Annotated in this window: 20 protein-coding genes; 8 read left to right on the top strand and 12 right to left on the bottom strand. The window is 47.5% G+C overall.

What is annotated here, in order from left to right; all coding sequences use genetic code 11:
- Nucleotides 1–80 precede the first annotated feature (80 nt).
- Entirely contained in the window at nucleotides 81–1,985 is a 1,905-nt protein-coding gene (locus BMW79_RS17930) for a TonB-dependent receptor plug domain-containing protein (protein WP_089897043.1), read from the bottom strand.
- A gap of 65 nt (nucleotides 1,986–2,050) precedes the next feature.
- Complete coding sequence (locus tag BMW79_RS17925) at nucleotides 2,051–3,289, bottom strand: outer membrane protein assembly factor BamB family protein (protein WP_177192236.1); 1,239 nt, start codon at nucleotides 3,287–3,289, stop codon at nucleotides 2,051–2,053.
- A gap of 68 nt (nucleotides 3,290–3,357) precedes the next feature.
- On the opposite strand from BMW79_RS17925, the gene BMW79_RS17920 reads away from it, so the two are divergent.
- Nucleotides 3,358–3,495: an alanyl-tRNA synthetase gene (locus BMW79_RS17920; protein ID WP_089897041.1), complete on the top strand. Its 138-nt coding sequence runs from the start codon at nucleotides 3,358–3,360 to the stop codon at nucleotides 3,493–3,495.
- A 102-nt stretch (nucleotides 3,496–3,597) separates the two neighbouring features.
- Here the strand turns inward: BMW79_RS17920 and BMW79_RS17915 are convergent, their stop codons facing one another.
- From BMW79_RS17915 to BMW79_RS17885, 7 genes are all read right to left on the bottom strand, one after another.
- The gene (locus BMW79_RS17915) at nucleotides 3,598–3,819 is read right to left on the bottom strand and encodes a CDGSH iron-sulfur domain-containing protein (RefSeq protein WP_089897040.1); all 222 of its coding nucleotides are present in this window, start codon (nucleotides 3,817–3,819) and stop codon (nucleotides 3,598–3,600) included.
- Between the two features lie 63 nt (nucleotides 3,820–3,882).
- Nucleotides 3,883–4,263, bottom strand: a complete 381-nt coding sequence (locus BMW79_RS17910; RefSeq protein ID WP_089897039.1) for a VOC family protein — start codon at nucleotides 4,261–4,263, stop codon at nucleotides 3,883–3,885.
- A gap of 105 nt (nucleotides 4,264–4,368) precedes the next feature.
- Nucleotides 4,369–5,709 (bottom strand): rhodanese-like domain-containing protein, encoded by a 1,341-nt coding sequence (locus BMW79_RS17905; RefSeq protein WP_089897038.1) that lies wholly within the window; start codon nucleotides 5,707–5,709, stop codon nucleotides 4,369–4,371.
- Between the two features lie 11 nt (nucleotides 5,710–5,720).
- A complete protein-coding gene (locus BMW79_RS17900; protein WP_089897037.1) occupies nucleotides 5,721–6,146 on the bottom strand; it encodes a DUF6691 family protein in 426 nt (141 codons plus the stop codon).
- Nucleotides 6,147–6,161: 15 nt separating this feature from the next.
- Nucleotides 6,162–6,731: a YeeE/YedE family protein gene (locus tag BMW79_RS17895; RefSeq protein WP_089897036.1), complete on the bottom strand. Its 570-nt coding sequence runs from the start codon at nucleotides 6,729–6,731 to the stop codon at nucleotides 6,162–6,164.
- 120 nt (nucleotides 6,732–6,851) lie between these two features.
- A complete protein-coding gene (locus tag BMW79_RS17890; RefSeq protein ID WP_089897035.1) occupies nucleotides 6,852–7,502 on the bottom strand; it encodes a Crp/Fnr family transcriptional regulator in 651 nt (216 codons plus the stop codon).
- 97 nt (nucleotides 7,503–7,599) lie between these two features.
- Nucleotides 7,600–8,340 (bottom strand): DUF3108 domain-containing protein, encoded by a 741-nt coding sequence (locus BMW79_RS17885; RefSeq protein WP_089897034.1) that lies wholly within the window; start codon nucleotides 8,338–8,340, stop codon nucleotides 7,600–7,602.
- Between the two features lie 46 nt (nucleotides 8,341–8,386).
- Between BMW79_RS17885 and BMW79_RS33915 the strand changes: the two genes are divergently transcribed.
- From BMW79_RS33915 to BMW79_RS17875, 3 genes are read left to right on the top strand one after another with little or no spacing between them, the layout of a single operon-like run.
- A complete protein-coding gene (locus tag BMW79_RS33915) occupies nucleotides 8,387–8,557 on the top strand; it encodes a hypothetical protein (RefSeq protein ID WP_177192235.1) in 171 nt (56 codons plus the stop codon).
- 45 nt (nucleotides 8,558–8,602) lie between these two features.
- Nucleotides 8,603–9,619: a sensor histidine kinase gene (locus tag BMW79_RS17880; RefSeq protein WP_089897033.1), complete on the top strand. Its 1,017-nt coding sequence runs from the start codon at nucleotides 8,603–8,605 to the stop codon at nucleotides 9,617–9,619.
- Complete coding sequence (locus BMW79_RS17875; RefSeq protein WP_089897032.1) at nucleotides 9,616–10,326, top strand: LytR/AlgR family response regulator transcription factor; 711 nt, start codon at nucleotides 9,616–9,618, stop codon at nucleotides 10,324–10,326. The genes BMW79_RS17880 and BMW79_RS17875 overlap by 4 nt, the downstream gene beginning before the upstream one ends.
- 1 nt (nucleotide 10,327) lies before the next feature.
- On the opposite strand, the gene BMW79_RS17870 is transcribed toward BMW79_RS17875, so the two are convergent.
- A complete protein-coding gene (locus BMW79_RS17870) occupies nucleotides 10,328–10,732 on the bottom strand; it encodes an L-rhamnose mutarotase (protein WP_089897031.1) in 405 nt (134 codons plus the stop codon).
- A 154-nt stretch (nucleotides 10,733–10,886) separates the two neighbouring features.
- Between BMW79_RS17870 and BMW79_RS17865 the strand changes: the two genes are divergently transcribed.
- Nucleotides 10,887–11,348 (top strand): hypothetical protein, encoded by a 462-nt coding sequence (locus tag BMW79_RS17865; protein ID WP_143059204.1) that lies wholly within the window; start codon nucleotides 10,887–10,889, stop codon nucleotides 11,346–11,348.
- Here the strand turns inward: BMW79_RS17865 and BMW79_RS17860 are convergent.
- Entirely contained in the window at nucleotides 11,320–11,868 is a 549-nt protein-coding gene (locus BMW79_RS17860) for a hypothetical protein (RefSeq protein WP_089897029.1), read from the bottom strand. The two genes, BMW79_RS17865 and BMW79_RS17860, sit on opposite strands and share 29 nt — an antisense overlap.
- A gap of 167 nt (nucleotides 11,869–12,035) precedes the next feature.
- On the opposite strand from BMW79_RS17860, the gene BMW79_RS17855 reads away from it, so the two are divergent.
- Nucleotides 12,036–12,908 carry a hypothetical protein gene (locus BMW79_RS17855; RefSeq protein WP_089897028.1) on the top strand — a complete coding sequence of 291 codons (873 nt, stop codon included), beginning with the start codon at nucleotides 12,036–12,038 and terminating at the stop codon, nucleotides 12,906–12,908.
- Between the two features lie 68 nt (nucleotides 12,909–12,976).
- On the opposite strand, the gene BMW79_RS17850 is transcribed toward BMW79_RS17855, so the two are convergent.
- Complete coding sequence (locus tag BMW79_RS17850; protein ID WP_089897027.1) at nucleotides 12,977–13,573, bottom strand: hypothetical protein; 597 nt, start codon at nucleotides 13,571–13,573, stop codon at nucleotides 12,977–12,979.
- A 117-nt stretch (nucleotides 13,574–13,690) separates the two neighbouring features.
- Between BMW79_RS17850 and BMW79_RS17845 the strand changes: the two genes are divergently transcribed.
- Nucleotides 13,691–14,365, top strand: a complete 675-nt coding sequence (locus BMW79_RS17845) for a hypothetical protein (RefSeq protein ID WP_089897026.1) — start codon at nucleotides 13,691–13,693, stop codon at nucleotides 14,363–14,365.
- A 42-nt stretch (nucleotides 14,366–14,407) separates the two neighbouring features.
- Nucleotides 14,408–15,487, top strand: coding sequence for a hypothetical protein (locus tag BMW79_RS17840; RefSeq protein ID WP_143059203.1), 1,080 nt, complete (start codon nucleotides 14,408–14,410; stop codon nucleotides 15,485–15,487).
- Nucleotides 15,488–15,522 lie beyond the last annotated feature (35 nt).

The following is a 15,522-nucleotide window of genomic DNA, read 5'->3' as shown; positions in this document are numbered from 1 at the left end:
TCCTGTATTATATCAACAAACAAAAGCCGCTTACAGGATGATGATCCTGTAAGCGGCTATAAAAAGGAACCTAAAAAAAATCAGAAGTTTACTTTACCACCCAGCGTGATCCAGCGGCCAGGCATGAGCGAGGCGCCCGCCTCCACATAGGTAACATCCAGCAGGTTGCTGGCATCTGCATAGATCTGGTAACGCGGCTGTCTGAACGCAATACGGGCATCTACCAGCGTATAGTCTTTGTAGTTGATACGCATACAATAACGTGCCGCAGCAGATACACTGAAATGCTGTAACAGGTCGGTGCGTACGTTGGCGGTGAACTGATGCCTTAAGCTTTCAATCACATAGCGGGAAATCTTTGTGGAAAGTGCATCTCCCTTAAAGGAAGGCGACAGGTAATTATAACCGGCATTTACACCGAAACTGTTAAAGAAAGCATCCGGATGCAAAGTGGTGGTATAACCGGTATTGAGGGAGAATCCTGTCATATCGGCCCGCTGGAAGTTCTGTGGCTGCCAGGGTACTTTGGTCGGATCTACCCCACCGGCCGTATCTTTTACAAAATCTATGAAGTTGCTGACCTGGCGGTAAAAGGCGGAAGCAGAGAAAGAGAACCTGCCACTGAATTTCCGGATACCTGCTTCTGCGTAGGAGGCTTTTTCAGGTCCCAGGTTTTCATTGCCGATAATACCACCGCCTTTGTAATACAGATCGGTGTAGGTAGGCAAACGTTGCGCAGTACCTGCATTGGCAAACAGCTTGATGTCCGGGGTAATATTAAAGCCCACATCTGCACCGGGAAAGAACTGCCATCCATATACGGTGTTATAGTTGAGATAACCACCTACCGAAAAGTTGAACCGGCGGTCTGCGGGAGACTTATACTCTCCGAAGGCACCCAGGTTGGTTCTGTCGTGGTTGCCCAGGTTGGAACTCTTTATTTTCTCATAGCGGCCCTCCACACCGGCGCCGAAAGTACCGATAGCGGTGGTGAAGGTATTATTCAGTTCCGCATCCAGTACATGTGTATTGTGGAGGTTACGGAATTTATCCGGTTTGATGTAGATGTAATCGTCTTTTGTATAGCGGTAGCTGATCCTTGGCGTCATTACCCAATGAGGGTTAATGCGGGAGGTATTGCTGACTGCAGCCAGGAAGGTTTTTACGGTTTCTTCAGAGTTCAGGTCGCCGGGGGCCGCATAGAAGCCATTGGCGCCGTAGTTATTGTTCACGAAACCGGCCATCACATTGTACTGATGGGCGGTATCCTGGTTAAAGGCCGCCTGGTAGAAAGCACGATAGTTATCATAGGCAGTGTTATAGCGGTAGCCATTGCCCTGGTTGCGTTCTACGGATAAAGACTGGTTCACATATTTGCTCACCAGGGAACCCGTACCACCGATGTTATAGCCTGCATATAAATTGCCGTTCTCATTCTTTTTGAAGCTGCTGCCTCCGCTGCCTTTGATGGAAGCGCCACTTTCAGTGGCTTTGCGGGTCACGATATTAATGGCGCCGTTGAGGGCGTTGATACCATAAATGCGGGCGGCAGCGCCACGGAGTACTTCAATATGATCTACGTCCTGCAGGGATACCGGCAGGTTCATCACATTATGACCGGTTTGCGGATCTGTTACCTTTACACCGTTGATCAGTACCAGGGTTTGATCGAAGGTGCCTCCATCGATCCCGATATCGGCCTGGATACCGCCGGGGCCGCGCTGACGCACGTCCAGTCCGGGTACATAGGACAATACTTCTGTAATAGAAGTAACCGGCAGGGCTTCTATCTGACGGCGGGTAATAATGGTGATATTACGGTTTACCGCCTTTACGGGCGCTGACAGGCGATTTTCCTGTACAATCACCTCATCGAGGTGACGGGTGGCCAGGGCAGTATCGGAGCGCTGCTGCGCCGCCACACTGCCGCTGAGGCCTAAAAGCAGGGATACTAGTATTTTGGTATTCGGTATTGCTACACGCATCTTTTAAAAATCATTGCTAAAAGAGCGCAAAAGTACGTATTAAATCATTCTTTTAATCAAGTGCGTTATTGAAGGGCATATACGTTGCCATCGGTGCTGCCGAAATAGAGGACGCCTTCTTCCAGCCATGGGGTAGATAAAATACTGCCCATATCCAGGAAGTCGGCATACATTTTTATATAATCGTCCTTATACCGTGCCATCAGATCAGGAAAAAGCGCTTTGGTGTCAGGATTAAAAAAACGGTGCTCTTCCTTTGCAGAAGCGGCTGTCTGGAAAAGAGTAACGCCTTCGCCTGTACGCAGATCCATTTTCAGCAGTTTACCATCGAGGCTGCCCATATAGCCGTATGCGTTAGTAGAAGCGATGCTGCTGAAAACGTTGAGGTGTACGGGTGATTTCCATTGCAGGTTGCCATAGAGCGCATCAAAAGACAAGGCGCGGTAGGAATCGGAAGTAGATACCAGGAGGCGTTCGCCGGCCAGGCTGGGCACACAGCTCCAGCTACCGGGTTCGTGGTATACCCAGAACCCTACTCCTGTGCGGAGGTCCAAAGAGTATACGTTATAGTCGCGGGCACAGAAATAAACGCAGGTATCGGCTACTACAGCGTGGAATTGTACGGCTCCCACCGGGAAAAATCTTTCTCCGATAGTATTAAATTTCCAGCGCAGGGAACCATTGGGGTTCAGGGCATAGAAGAAGCCGTCGAAGCTGCCTGCCAGGATAATATCCTTTGCAACGGTGGGAGCTGCATGTACGGCGCCACCGGTGCGGAATTTCCATTGAAGCTTACCGGTGCGGGCATTGATAGCGTAGATATGTCCGTCGGTGCTGCCTACGTATACCACCCCTTTATTGATAGCGGCGGAAGAGAGGAAATAGTCCCATGGATCGGTGGCATGTTCCCCGCCTGTTTTGAAGCTCCAGCGGCGTTGGCCGGTATTCATATCCACGGCGTAGAGGAAACCATCTTCGCTCAGAAAATAGATCGCGCTGCTGTCGCAGGCTACGGAACTGTTTACCGCGCCATTGGTCTTGAACTTCCAGCGTTGGGTACCGGTGGTTCTGTCCAGCGCATACATACAGGAGTCGGTGGAGCCGATAAAAAGGTGGGACCCGTTTATGACCGGGGAAGAGATGACTTTCCCATTGGTTTTAAACTGCCATTTTACCGCAGGCTTATCAGGTATATCTGCGGAAGCGTGATAATTCGCTCTGCTGGCGGAACGGCCAAGCTGTTGCGCAGAAAGGGAAATATGCAGGGTCATCAGTGGGATTGCCAGCCAGAATAGTGCTTTCATAAGTGGGAATATATTAGTCTTCCTAAGATACATTTATCTGCACAAAAAATTCTTAATTTTGCGCTGCTATGTCTACAGAAAATAACAGAAAGGCACAAATTATAAAGTGGGTCAGAAAGCTGGGCGTCTGGGGCTTTCTTTTTTTCCTTATCAAGGGACTGGTATGGCTGGCGATCGGGTACTGGGGCGCTTCCCTGTTCCGTTAATTACAGCAATACATTGCCTACCTTACAGATAACAAATCTCCTTTTTACCGGACATAAAAAAGGCCCCATTTGCATGGAGCCTTTTCCAATGATCTCATACGCTTATGCCTTTTTTGGTGGCAGGGCAAAAGCGATGGCTTCGTGATCAAAATTACCTTTGTGGGAGCCATCGCAGAAAGGTTTGTTGGCAGACAGGCCGCAGCGGCAGATACCTACTACTTCCCGTCCGGCCAGATCATATTTGTCGCCGTTTTTGTCTACGATTTCAAATTCACCTTCTATTTTCAGTGAACCATTGTTGTTAACTGTAATTTTAGTAGCCATAAATCTTCCTTATTTAGCCGGCAAAAATAGGGAAAACAAACGGCTATTCCTTCCCGGTGCTGTTTACGATGCTTCTACTACGGACAGGATATTACCTGCCGGATCTGTAAACCAGGCCACGGTGGGTCCTTCATCGCCCCGGTGAATTCCTTTTTTATCCGTTTGGATGTCGCCGCCGTATTGGAGGAAAGTGATTCCTTTGGCGATGAGCTGATCTACGGCAGCTTCCGCGTCCGGTACCGGAAAATTGAGCACGGTAAAAGTGGCCGGTGTATGATTTGGTTTGCCGTAGAGCAACACGTTATTACCGCCAGCTATTTTAAGGGTGAGCATGTACTCCCCTTCCGTTGCTACCTCCAGTCCCAGTATGTCCTGGTAAAACTGTTTTGCTTTTTTCACGTCATCGACGGAGTACCCGCTGAATGCTTTTGTTTTCCCAAACATAATTGCTGATTTTTCTGGTGAACAATACCTTAAAGTTACCCTGCTCCGGGCAGTATAACAGGGGGTAAACAGGGCAATTAACGGGTGTATTACGACAATTCCGGATCAGAAAGCAAACTCTTTCACGGCATCGCCGAGGTCGTATATTTTCACTTTATCTTTTAATGCGGCAGCTACAATACTGCTGCCTGCGGCGCTTCTGTAGCCACCTGCGCAATGTACCACCACGGGCTTGCCGGTAGGAATTTCTGTTACCCGTTCCCGTAGTTGATCGAGGGGAATGGAGAGGGCATTTTCAAAAATGGGCTCCTCTTTTGATTCAGACGCCATCCGTACATCAACGATAGTATACTGCTCCGGATGTTCCCTGAAATTGGCCAGTGGCATGGATTCCATGGTCACGGCGCCACCGTTGGTGACCGCAGCGGCTTTGATATTTGTTTCATAGCCTATTTTAGCGGCTTTGCGGATCAGCTGCCATAATTCCTGGTCGTTAGCAGCCAGCAGGTAATACGGCTCCCCTGGTGCAATGATACTTCCCAGCCAGGTTTCAAACTTACCGCCATTCTGCAGGTTGATGGCGTTGGGCAGATGTCCCTGCTTAAAAGCAGCAGCCGGCCGGCTGTCTATGATCACTACATTTCCTTCCGGTACCGGTTCACCGCTGATGATGGGTACTTTCTCCAGGGCTGGCTGCAGATCAGGCGCACCTTCGCGGTTGATGGCTACATCATAGGGGAAATATTTTGGAATAAAAGGTTGCTGCGATAATAGCTCTGCCACAAAATCGGCTTCTGTAGAGGGTTGCAGGCTCCAGTTACTGACCGCTTCCGCCGCAATGGTGCTGCTATCGGCGTCGCTGAGGGATTTACCACACAGGGTGCCGGCGCCATGCGCGGGATACACCAGCACATCGTCGCCAAGTACCAGGAGTTTATTTCGAAGGGAATAATACATTTGTTTGGCCAACGTATTGCGGTCTGCCGTGATATTACCGGCATTTTCCCGCAGATCGGGGCGGCCGCAATCGCCGATGAATAACGTATCTCCCGTAAAAACCGCCCGGTCTTCCCCTCCATGCGTGAGTACAATACTGATACTGTCGGGTGAGTGACCAGGTGTATTCAGTGCCTTCAAGATGATATTTCCGAGGCGCAGGCTCGCGCCTTCGTCGAAGGCTGTATGCGGATAGGAAGCGCCGGTGAGTGCAGAGCAATATATACGGGCGCCGGTAGCGTGGTGAAGTTCGAGGTGACTGCTGATAAAATCGGCATGGGGATGAGTTTCAATCACGCCAACGATCGTTGCATTCATGGAATTCGCATATTCCAGGTAAGGCGTGATGTCACGGGATGGATCTATGAGTATGATCTCTTTGACGATTTCACTGTAGATGGCATAGGAGTAGTGTGCCAATCCTTTATCTTCAAACTGATGTATATCCATGGCTGTTAATTTTAATGTGGTAATTGGTCCCGGAACTTTCCGTATACCCAGGTGCCTGCGATGGCGCTGAGCAGGGTAATCACAATAACGGTAGCACCGGTTCCTATCTGGGCAAATAACGGACCGGGGCAAGCGCCGGTGATCGCCCAGCCAGTTCCAAATATAAGTCCTCCGTATATCTGTCCCTTACTAAATTTTTTCGGGTGAAAAACAATGGCTTCTCCCCCGATGGTGCGGATGTTGAATTTCCGGATGATCAGGACAGACAACATGCCTACCAGCAGCGCACTCCCGATAACGCCATACATGTGAAAAGATTGCAGGCGAAACATTTCCTGGATACGGAACCAGCTGATGACTTCTGCTTTCACAAAAACAATTCCGAAAAGGGTACCGGTGATTAAAAACTTAAGCTGGCTAAACCATTTATGCTCCATATAAGCGGGTAACTTTTATAATGAAAGAAGAAGTGGCAAAATAAGATTGGCGGTGATGAAGCCCCCCACCATAAAACAGGCAGTGGCTACGAGTGAAGGCCATTGCAGCGTAGATAATCCCATGATAGCATGACCGCTGGTACAGCCGCCCGCATAACGGGTTCCGAATCCAACCAGGAAACCGCCTCCTATCATCATGAGGCTTCCACGAAGGCTGCCCAGTGCTGCCCAGCTGAATAAATCTGCGGGTATCAGCGCGTGGTGACTATGGATACCATAGCTACTCAACTCCGCTGCCAATGCGGGATGTATGACCATATCCGATGGATCTGACAACCAGTTGCCGGCAATGATACCACCTAACGTGATCCCCCCTACGAAATAAAGGTTCCAGGCTTCTTTTTTCCAGTTGTACCGGAAGAACGGGATATTGGCCGGTATACAAGCGGCACAGATATGTCTCAAAGAACTGCTGATGCCAAACGACTTATTCCCCAGCAGCAACAGCGCCGGTACGGTTAATCCGATGAGCGGACCCGCCACATACCAGGGCCATGGCTGCTTTACAAATGCTATTACGTCCATTTTCCTGCTTTAAGGATACAAAGGTGTATCATCGCAGCCGGTATTTCTGTGACATTTGTTACATAAGCATCCGATTAACAGACGTATAACGATCCGGAGTAGAAAAGGTTTGAAAGCGGGTTAATCTGCCGGCAGTACTTCGATATAGTTCCTGTTGAGTTTTACGAGACCTTTCTGTTCCATTTTTTTCAGGAGTCGGGAAATGACTTCCCGCGAGGAATTAATATCCGTGGCAATTTCCTGGTGCGTTAATTTCAGTTGCCGGGTATTGAGTTGCCGGGACTGTTCGCGGATATAGGACAGCAGCCTTTCATCCATACTTTTAAAAACGGTGCTGTCAAGCACTGTCAGTACTTCTTCGAAGCGGCGGCGATAGGATTCAATCACAAAGCGGTACCAGCTTTTGTAGTCTTTCATCAGTAATTCCATGTGTTGCACGGGTATCATCAGCACCACCGATTCTTCCACTGCCTTTGCCATTACTTCGCTTTCTTTACCGGAAGCAATGCATATCATGGAAATAGCGCAGGCATCGCCGGGTTCGAGGTAATACATAAAGAATTCGCCCTGCTCCTCTCCTTCGCGGTATAGCTTGATGCGGCCTTCCAGTACCAGTACGGTGAACCGGATATACTGCCCCTGTTTCAGGAGTACTTCACCTGCCGGTATTTTTTTTAAGCCGCCGATAACGGACAGGTATTCCTTCAAATCCTTGTCCAGTGTAGGAAAATGTTTGTTGAGATAAGTGAGAATATCCGGGTGTTGCTCCATGGCCAGCTGCTTGATCAGGCGGCCAAGTTACGATAATATTTCCGGGAGATGGCCATGCGGGGTGCCTGCCGGATAACCGGGCATTACCCCGCCATATTTACCTGCTAAACCTTTCCGGCAAATGTGGTGCCGCTCCGGAAAGTTTGATCTTATACCGGTAAAAGCCTCCAAAGAAATCCTCTTCTTTCAGGAATTCATGACCGTCTTTGCTGATCCAGAATGTCTGCGTATAGTGTCCACGCGGCGAATCGCCTTCGGTAAACAATTTCCAGCAATCAACTGTCTGGCGTCCGTTGAGCTGTAATACTTCACTGCCTGTGACCTTATACGTGACGTATTTCGGCGGTTCCAGGCCGGCGTCATAAAAGTGTATTACAAATGTTTTTCCGGCCTTTAAAGGCAGCATTTCGAATGTTTCCATATCGAGGTTCCAGTTGTAGCTGGGGCTGTCAAAAGCCAGCTTAAAACCGGCGGCCTTATTATTAGCTGTGGTATCGCCGGTGATCTCCCGGGCAGACCAGCGATAGGCTTTCTGTTCCTTACCCCTGGTTTCTGCATGATACAGGGGCGAAAAATCGGCGGCACGGTTGATAGAATAGCTTTCGAGATAGCGGGTACTGTCTTCGCTGTACCAGTGCTGGGTAATGCGGAATACCGGTTCCTGCTGCCAGCTGCTCTTCTCTATTTCCCGTGTCCAGAGGCTAAGCCCCAGCCAGTTGGAATGAGCAGGCGCCTGGAAATATACCAGGTATTGCTTTACACCGGGTTGCAGGAAACCCGTATTGAGCCGGAGATGTTGCGGGCTGATGGTATCGGTTTGTGCAGAGAGTGTCTGCATAGCACAACCTATTAAAAAGTGGAGAAAAAAACAGTGTTTTGTTTGCATGTGGATAGACTTTTACCCGCCAAAGATGCGTGCCTCACCGGCAGCCGGTAAAATGAATTCAATGCAATTCCTTCTTTTTTTAACGGGTGGCGGATTTCTGATGATGACAGTACCTGTTGAGTTTTTGGGTGGATCTGTTGAAACATTGCCGGGAATCGTTGAATATTAAATCCGGAGTTCATTACTGCTTGCAAAAGCTTCGTAAATTGGGGCTATGCAACTGATTAACCGTATGTCGACCGCCGCCCGGGTACAATGGGCACTCTGGCTGGTTGTTTTTTTTATGATGTTCTTCTCTATGCTACCGGAAGACGGCTTCGGTCAGGCAGTTGTGTTCTCGTTACTGAACGTGTTGTTTTATGCGCTGGTGATTTATGGGAACATCAACTGGCTGTTTGTGCAGTTGTATTTAAAAGGGCGTATAGTGGTATATGTTATAGCCGTGTTGGTGTTTTTACTGGTGACGGGATTATGCAGGGGCTTCCTGCTTACCTGGATTTACAACACGTGGTTTACCACTCATCCGGAGCCGCTCACGATGAAAATAATGTTGCGTTACCTGACAGGAATCCCCCTGTTGTTTTTGTTAAGTTTTGTTTTCCGGATGGCCATTGTTTATTTTGAGCTGAAAGCGCAGGCAGCGGCGTTGGTATTACAACATGCAAAAACAGAACTCGATTTATTGAAGTCGCAGGTACAACCCCATTTCCTCTTCAATACGCTGAATAACATTTACTATGAAGCCTACCGGGAAGCCCCGCGCACAGCAGCATTGATAGAGCGGTTATCGGATATGATGCGCTATTTTGTGGAAGAGAGCCCGAAGGACCAGGTAGACATTGCCACGGAGATCGCATTCCTGGAAAACTATATTGCGCTGGAACGGATCCGGATCCGGCATGAAATCGCGTTGACGTTTATCCATGATATACCGCCAGGAGCGCGGATACCGCCTATGTTGCTGATGACGTTTACGGAAAACATTTTCAAACATGGCATCGACAAAGCCAGCCAGCAAAATGAAATTGAGCTTCAGTTGGTACAACAGAACGGGCGGCTCCATTTCCGGACACGTAACAGTTTACCGGCGGAACCACTTCATAACCGCCCGGGTGGCTCCGGGATCGACAACCTGAGGAAACGCCTGTCCTTGTTGTACGGCGCCGATTTCACGTTACAGGCAAATCAATCCGGGCATTATTTCACCGCTGTTTTATCTGTTCCTTTATGAGCCTGAAATGTATGATAGTAGATGACGAACCCAATGCAGTAAGCCTGCTGGAACTGCATATTGCGCAAACAACCGACTGGCAGGTAGTAGCCAGGTGTTATGATGCACTGGAGGCATTGACTTTCTTAAAAAGCCATAAAGCGGATCTCATCTTCCTGGATATCAATATGCCCCGGCTGGATGGAATGGAACTCGCCGCCTTGTTGCCGCCCGAGATGAAGATCGTGTTCACCACCGCTTATACCGCATATGCTGCGGCCAGCTATAATTTCCCGACCATCGACTACCTCCTGAAACCCATTACGCTCAAGCGTTTCCTGGCAGCACGGCAAAAAATAGAATCTGCGTTTATACCTGCCCGTATCCCGGAAGCATCCGTACCCAAACAAACAGAAGATTACTATTTTGTTAAAACCGGGAAAACCTTACTGCAGATCAGGTTATCAGAATTGCTATACCTGGAAGGCGAAAAGGAATATGTACGGATCGTGACCATCCGGGAAGAAGTGCTGGTATATAAACGGTTAAAGGAGATGGCCGAACAACTCACGGTACCATTCATCCGGGTGCATAATTCTTACATTGTAAACACAAGCCGGATCGATAAAGTCCAGGAAAATCATGTATTTATAGGCGATAAGCGTATTCCGCTGAGTGATAAGTTCAGGCCGGCATTTATGGCGCTGATACAGCAGCGTTTTCTGTAGTTTATTCCTGGTGAAATACTTCTTCCATGTCTGACCAGGTGGCGTTTTTCGCAGCAGCATCGGGTAACGGGAGCTGGCAGGGAGCAGTGACCTTCCACCATCTTTGGGTCGTGCTATCGGCGGCCATTTTTGCCATATCGGCAGCAAAATCTTTCCCGGTATATTCAAAGTAGCTGAACAGGTAATACTGTTCATTGATCTGCTTCAGAAAAATGGAATAATTACGGATGTTGCATTCCCGGATCTGCTTTGACACAGCCGGCCATACGGCGGCATGGAGCGATTTATACTCAGCGATCTTTTCCGGTTTCAGTCCGGTAACGGAACCATAACGGTGTGCTGGTGCGGAAGTATGGTTACAGGCCCAGCAACACAGCAACAGTAACAACCAGGTATGTTTTTTCATGAACGTTATCATGGGTTTGAAGTTAGCCTGAACCCGGATAGTATTCACCTGATAATTTGACTTATTTCAACACTATTTTGCTCCTATCTTGTAATAAATTTCCAGTTACCCTGTTACAACTTTACCGTATATTTGCTCACCCTTATATCGTAAAATGATGGAAATTAACCCGACCAGCCGTTACTATAATTATCTCGCGCAGAATGAAAGGTATTTTTACATGTACCGCATCTTAGCTATTTTCATCGTAGGGAGCGCCGGAATATTATTGATTCCTTTTATCATTTATTATATCCGGGCAAAATGTACCTTAACATTTACCAATAGCCTTCGCACAGAACAGGGGCAACTAATAATCGGTTATATGAAATTTTTCCGGAACAGGGAAGTTGCGTTTCCACTGAAAGAGACTGTGCTGGAGCTGCGTGAATTCCATGATGATGTTCGTTTTCCTCCTTACTACCAAATGGCTGTCCGGCATAACAACAAGATAAGATATACCTTAGACAGCAGGGAGGGCTATTCCAGGGAAACCCTGCTGACCTTTATGAACGGTTTTGCAACGGCGCAGTCATCGGCTGCTTTAGTTACTCCGCCAGTTCACTCAATTTGGTGATCTCCACACAAAGAACACAGAAACAAAAATTATTTACACAGGCGCATTCATACACCGTACCATTGCATTCGCGCGTAGTGCAGTCTGTACAACCCGCCGGGCGGTTGGCCGATTGCAATATTTCCACAATACGGTCCTGATCACCCAGGTAACGGTATACTTTGTGGTCCTTTCTAATGACCACTTTCATCCCTTTCAGCTCCTGATCTGTAGTAACCTGTTTGAATTGCTTTGGGTCCAGTGCCTTGTTTACAAACAAGCCGTCCATAAATTCAGCAACCTGTTTTTGCGGACGGGAAACACCTTTTTCAGAAATACTCTTTGCAACAGGCTGTTCTACCTTACGGCCGCCGGTGTAAGTCCGTTTTTCCTTTGCCACGATGATGGTGCTGTCGCTCAGCGTGGCCACTTCTACAGTAGCGGGTTTAGTAGCGGCGGCTTTTACAGGCTGGCTTGCCTGGGCAGCGCCTTGAAGGGTGAAGAAGATCGTCAGGGCGATCGAGGTTATTAACGCTTTCATGATAAATCTGTTTTGGAGTATATCAACAAAGAGCAGGAATTGTTACCCCTTAGCGTAAAAAAGTATTTCCGAACCGGCTGTGCAGTCTGAGGAGAGGTCCTCCCCCCTATCTGAGTAGGGATTTATTTATTATATTCGGGGAATACTATTTCTTAAAACGACAGCTGTTGAACAAACATACGCCAACTACAGATAAACTACATGCGCTCTTTAAGAACGTTCATACCGTTGTGATCAAAGAAGGAGGCGTTCATGATAATTCCGCTATGGGTAACGAGGTAAGGCTCACGTTGTCCCTGCCGGAGAAAATAGCACGACTCTCCTCTTTGCTGAACATCGAAGAGCCGAAGGAAAGATTCTACTGTATGTGTGCGGGTGATTATGCAATTGAATTGTATTCAGACCATCTCCTACCGGAAACTATTGGTTTTCATCATGAGTATTCCATCCGTTATTATCAATGGAACAGCGACGCCATACTTTTAACAAGAAAAGAATTATTACATTTCTTATCAGAGGAAGGTTTTTCCGACCCGTTGGAAAAATATTTGAAAAATGAAGCGGAGAGTACTATAGAAAGGATCCGGGAAAGGGATTGGTTTTGGGAGGCACCTAAAAGCTTCTCCAGGCATTTGTCCGAAATAAAAGATTTTTCTACCGAATATTTACCGGTCCTGATGGAGGATCTTACTGTGGAAATACCCGATACTCAACAGCGGATTATCGCCTTGCTGCAGCTCTATGGCAGAAGTAAACAATTATGGAGTGGTTACCCATCGTATGAAAACGTACCGGCCGAATTGCTTCAAACTTTTGACTTTAGCGCCATTATCCAGGCTTATGAATACTCGGACAAAAATTATAAAACGCGCCGGGGACTTGGCCGTTTTCTATGTTCTTTCGAATTCAAAAAGCAACGCAAGAAATACCTCGCCCTTATTTCCCCCAATCTGACAGAAGAGTTATTGAAGTGCTTTCTCGCTATCGGAGATGAACATGGGGTGATGGAAATCAGAAAGCTGGCAACAGCCATAAAATGACATAAACAGGCGCCATTATATCCACTCATGAACATAGGCGCCTCATAAATCTTTACTTTACTGGAAGATCATTTTATAATCCTATGTATGACAGGCGGATGCTTTGCCTTCCTGGCAAAGGAAAATCCTGCAATTGCCAGTAAGCCGCCAAATATCAGGAGTACCTTTTTTGTTCCCAGCGAAGCAAGGCCGATAACAGCAACGAGTAAACTGCCATGCCCATGGAACTCATAGCCGGTTCCCGATTCTATCGTCGAGGCAAAAAGCAACGTTACCAGGCACAATATACCCACCACAATTAGTGCGGCCAGTGGCTTCTTACCGGCCTGTATAGCGGTTTTACGTTCTGTTTTCGTCGAAAAGGAAGGCAGCAGCGTTTTAAAGTAATCAAATATTTCCTGCCGTTTGGTATCGTCATAAACGGTGAAATATTCTTCTGATCCCCGGAAAAATACCTGTATATAGTTTTTGCCTTCCTGCCATCGGATCTCACTGATATAGGATAAAGGAATACCGAACATATTTTCATCCGGAAGCACTCCTTTGCCGAGCCCCCAGGCGACCTGTTCTACCTCGTTGGCTTTGGGATTGCACTTATAGATGGTATCGCCCAGATGTGCGATAATGCGGTCCTCCCCTTTTTGGGAATTGATCCATATTTTCATAGTATAGGAATTTCTATCAGAGGGATGTTGATTGTTTGCTGCCAAATTATACTTTTTCCGGGCAAGAGAGAAATATGAAATTCCTTATTTTGCAGGCTGTGCCCAATAATATTGTTTATGACCTGGAACCGTGCTTACTATTATTATCTCCTCTTTGGCGACATTACACCCGATTATTCGCCCTGGGAAACAACCGTGTGGACGAACAACATCTACCCTGTGCTGGATAAATTACTATCGCTGTCCGGCCACTACAAGCAAACAGGGATCAGCTCCCTGCAATATGTCCCGAAGCCCGGCACGCCCTATTTCCAGCCATTTAAGCCGGGGCGTTTGAGCTGGAATGCGGCGGCGCAGGATAAGTGGACATTAGACGCACATGAGGTGAATCGCAGATTTCATCACCTGGATATCTGGACTCCGTCCAGGAGTGTTTGTGCAAAGCTGAATAGCGCACCTGACATTTTCTTTAGCCTTTTTAATGAACGGAATACCTTTCCCGTGGCAGATCCGACCTTTGAAACCTTTACGGTTGTTGCAGTTGCCCAGGCATTAAATGCAGATCCATTACCCGGAATATTGGCCTTATCTGCGGCATTAAAGGCGAAGAAAACAGTTTTCCGGATGCGTGGATGGGAAGAAAAACAGCAGGATGAAAACTGGGAACTTACCAATTCCATCCAGGATACCATGTCAGCAAACATCTACCAAAAAACAACGGGAGCCCTTAATAAAGCAGTATTTGCAGACATTCCTTTCGAACCGTTCTGGAAGGTGGTGTATGAAAGGTAATCCGGGATATTCCTATCTTCCATTATTATTTTTAAAGTGCCAATGAGATTAAATTTAATTTACAATAATACACTACCAACGGACCAGACTATCGTCACAGGTAGCCTGTCGGCGATAGATGAATGCGTATTGCTGATGAGTTCCGGGGAGGTAGTCCGTCATAAATTCAACACGGCGGATAACGAAACCCTCTTTTCGGTGATCAGCAGTATTGGATATACTGATGGCGGATTTGATATAACCGCCTCCTCCCGTATTTTTACGTTGGATGAGATTGTAGTGGTGGTCAATGATTATAAAAGACATGGCTTCATTCATTATCCGGGGAAATATACCGCCCTTCATCTGTGGCGGGAAGATTATCATGCCGATATATCTTCTTACCCGATTGCGATGTTCAGGGATGCGCAACTTGTTCCCCACATCATTTACGCAGTGGCCTGGAACCATGTACAGATCATGAATCTTGATACCAGGCAGGTATTAACAGCAGCCAAATCATTGATCGAAGAATTCGCAGAAGAGTGGCACCTGGCACATTTTAAAAAATACGACGATGCCAACAAGGCGCCCTGGCCTTCTCCATACGATTACTTTTATGGCGGACTGCAGATGTCGCCCGACAACCGCCAGTTCATGAGTACCGGCTGGGCCTGGGGATCCTATGATTTGTACAATATTTACGAGGTAGATCACTTTATCAGGAGCAATCGTATTGCTGATAAAATCATTGATAGCTGGGAACATAACAACCGGGCCGCCTGCTGGGTAAACAACCATACGGTTGCAGTGGCCTTCCATCCTGTAAGAGATGAGGAAGAAGGCGCCTCACCGGATGCACCCTGCGAAATTCATCTTTACAAAACCGGGGACGGCAAGCCGGAAATAGCACAAAAAATAAAGGTAACGGGGATGGATATACTGAATGCCAATCTTCATTATAGTAAGTCGTTGAATGCTTTTATTGCCTACGGCAATGATATAGGCGTGGCTTTAATTTCACCCGGAGGGGATATGCTGTTCCACGACGCAGACAAAAAAGTAAGCGGATACCATGCCGGCGACGATCTCCTGTTATGTCTGACAGGGAACACGATCCAGGTTTACCGGTTTGAGGTGTAGCCTCCAGTATACTTTTGCTGTTTTTTATTACTATC

It is taken from the genome of Chitinophaga arvensicola (assembly GCF_900110835.1).
Classification (GTDB): Bacteria; Bacteroidota; Bacteroidia; order Chitinophagales; family Chitinophagaceae; genus Chitinophaga; species Chitinophaga arvensicola.
The sequence above is the reverse complement of the archived record's forward strand: the minus strand, read 5'-3'. Positions and strand labels throughout refer to the sequence as shown.

What these genes read in the sequence shown, in the direction of transcription:
- BMW79_RS17865 (WP_143059204.1), top strand. Translation starts at nt 10,887, where the DNA reads ATGATGGAAATTAACCCGACCAGCCGTTACTATAATTATCTCGCGCAG.
- BMW79_RS17915 (WP_089897040.1), bottom strand. Translation starts at nt 3,819, where the DNA reads ATGGCTACTAAAATTACAGTTAACAACAATGGTTCACTGAAAATAGAA.
- BMW79_RS17895 (WP_089897036.1), bottom strand. Translation starts at nt 6,731, where the DNA reads ATGGACGTAATAGCATTTGTAAAGCAGCCATGGCCCTGGTATGTGGCG.
- BMW79_RS17920 (WP_089897041.1), top strand. Translation starts at nt 3,358, where the DNA reads ATGTCTACAGAAAATAACAGAAAGGCACAAATTATAAAGTGGGTCAGA.
- BMW79_RS17880 (WP_089897033.1), top strand. Translation starts at nt 8,603, where the DNA reads ATGCAACTGATTAACCGTATGTCGACCGCCGCCCGGGTACAATGGGCA.
- BMW79_RS17875 (WP_089897032.1), top strand. Translation starts at nt 9,616, where the DNA reads ATGAGCCTGAAATGTATGATAGTAGATGACGAACCCAATGCAGTAAGC.
- BMW79_RS17845 (WP_089897026.1), top strand. Translation starts at nt 13,691, where the DNA reads ATGACCTGGAACCGTGCTTACTATTATTATCTCCTCTTTGGCGACATT.
- BMW79_RS17905 (WP_089897038.1), bottom strand. Translation starts at nt 5,709, where the DNA reads ATGGATATACATCAGTTTGAAGATAAAGGATTGGCACACTACTCCTAT.
- BMW79_RS17840 (WP_143059203.1), top strand. Translation starts at nt 14,408, where the DNA reads ATGAGATTAAATTTAATTTACAATAATACACTACCAACGGACCAGACT.
- BMW79_RS33915 (WP_177192235.1), top strand. Translation starts at nt 8,387, where the DNA reads ATGTGGATAGACTTTTACCCGCCAAAGATGCGTGCCTCACCGGCAGCC.
- BMW79_RS17860 (WP_089897029.1), bottom strand. Translation starts at nt 11,868, where the DNA reads ATGAAAGCGTTAATAACCTCGATCGCCCTGACGATCTTCTTCACCCTT.
- BMW79_RS17870 (WP_089897031.1), bottom strand. Translation starts at nt 10,732, where the DNA reads ATGAAAAAACATACCTGGTTGTTACTGTTGCTGTGTTGCTGGGCCTGT.
- BMW79_RS17885 (WP_089897034.1), bottom strand. Translation starts at nt 8,340, where the DNA reads ATGCAGACACTCTCTGCACAAACCGATACCATCAGCCCGCAACATCTC.
- BMW79_RS17925 (WP_177192236.1), bottom strand. Translation starts at nt 3,289, where the DNA reads ATGAAAGCACTATTCTGGCTGGCAATCCCACTGATGACCCTGCATATT.
- BMW79_RS17900 (WP_089897037.1), bottom strand. Translation starts at nt 6,146, where the DNA reads ATGGAGCATAAATGGTTTAGCCAGCTTAAGTTTTTAATCACCGGTACC.
- BMW79_RS17890 (WP_089897035.1), bottom strand. Translation starts at nt 7,502, where the DNA reads ATGGAGCAACACCCGGATATTCTCACTTATCTCAACAAACATTTTCCT.
- BMW79_RS17850 (WP_089897027.1), bottom strand. Translation starts at nt 13,573, where the DNA reads ATGAAAATATGGATCAATTCCCAAAAAGGGGAGGACCGCATTATCGCA.
- BMW79_RS17910 (WP_089897039.1), bottom strand. Translation starts at nt 4,263, where the DNA reads ATGTTTGGGAAAACAAAAGCATTCAGCGGGTACTCCGTCGATGACGTG.
- BMW79_RS17930 (WP_089897043.1), bottom strand. Translation starts at nt 1,985, where the DNA reads ATGCGTGTAGCAATACCGAATACCAAAATACTAGTATCCCTGCTTTTA.